The following is a 781-nucleotide window of genomic DNA, read 5'->3' as shown; positions in this document are numbered from 1 at the left end:
TTTCCCGTTCGCTCGCCGCTACTAAGAAAATCTCGTTTGATTACTCTTCCTCTGGGTAATTAGATGTTTCAGTTCCCCAGGTGCCCTCCTCATAGTCTAAGCTATGGGTGACAGTGCATAACCACTGCCGGGTTCCCCCATTCGGAAATCTACGGGTCAAAGGTTGCTTGCACCTCTCCGTAGCTTATCGCAGCTTACCGCGTCCTTCTTCGGCTGATATCGCCAAGGCATCCGCCGTACGCCCTTAAAATCTTTACTTATTTTACGCCATAATTTGCGACTATCTTCGTTGTACTGCATTCAGCTCATCTTGCGTATACAAATACGCGGCGATTTCGCTTCATTGGTACGCCTCGATATTCATCAAATTCTGACGAAAATCAATTTGATTTTTAGACATGCATTAGATACATTGTCGTTTATTTTGTAGCCGTACATTTTCATGTACGTCACCATTAAGTCAGAGAATTATTTCCTATGTGCTCGGGTCAACCTACTTAGAAATTCTAAGAGATGACCTTACATATATATATAATTATCTTCTATGCAGTTTTCAAAGAACAAATTGAGAGTCTTTACAGATCTCTCAAAACCGAACAATGTAGGTTGTAAGTACAGCTAGCGCATATGCTACGTCTACTTACTGGCCAAAGTGTCGACCTAAGTGACATCCAAGCTCTTGGCCTAGTGTATGTCTCCCTAGAAAGGAGGTGATCCAGCCGCACCTTCCGATACGGCTACCTTGTTACGACTTCACCCCAATCATCGACTTTACCTTAGA

General features: G+C 43.3%; 2 rRNA genes. Both read right to left on the bottom strand.

Annotation, left to right across the window (positions count from 1 at the left end):
* A 23S ribosomal RNA gene (locus VEI_RS09350) occupies positions 1-258 on the bottom strand; the annotation flags it as partial.
* A 445-nt stretch (positions 259-703) separates the two neighbouring features.
* A 16S ribosomal RNA gene (locus VEI_RS09345) occupies positions 704-781 on the bottom strand; the annotation flags it as partial.

The sequence above is a fragment of the Veillonella tobetsuensis genome (genome assembly GCF_001078375.1).
In the GTDB taxonomy this organism is placed as follows: domain Bacteria; phylum Bacillota; class Negativicutes; order Veillonellales; family Veillonellaceae; genus Veillonella; species Veillonella tobetsuensis.
This window is presented reverse-complemented; position numbering and strand designations above follow the sequence as displayed.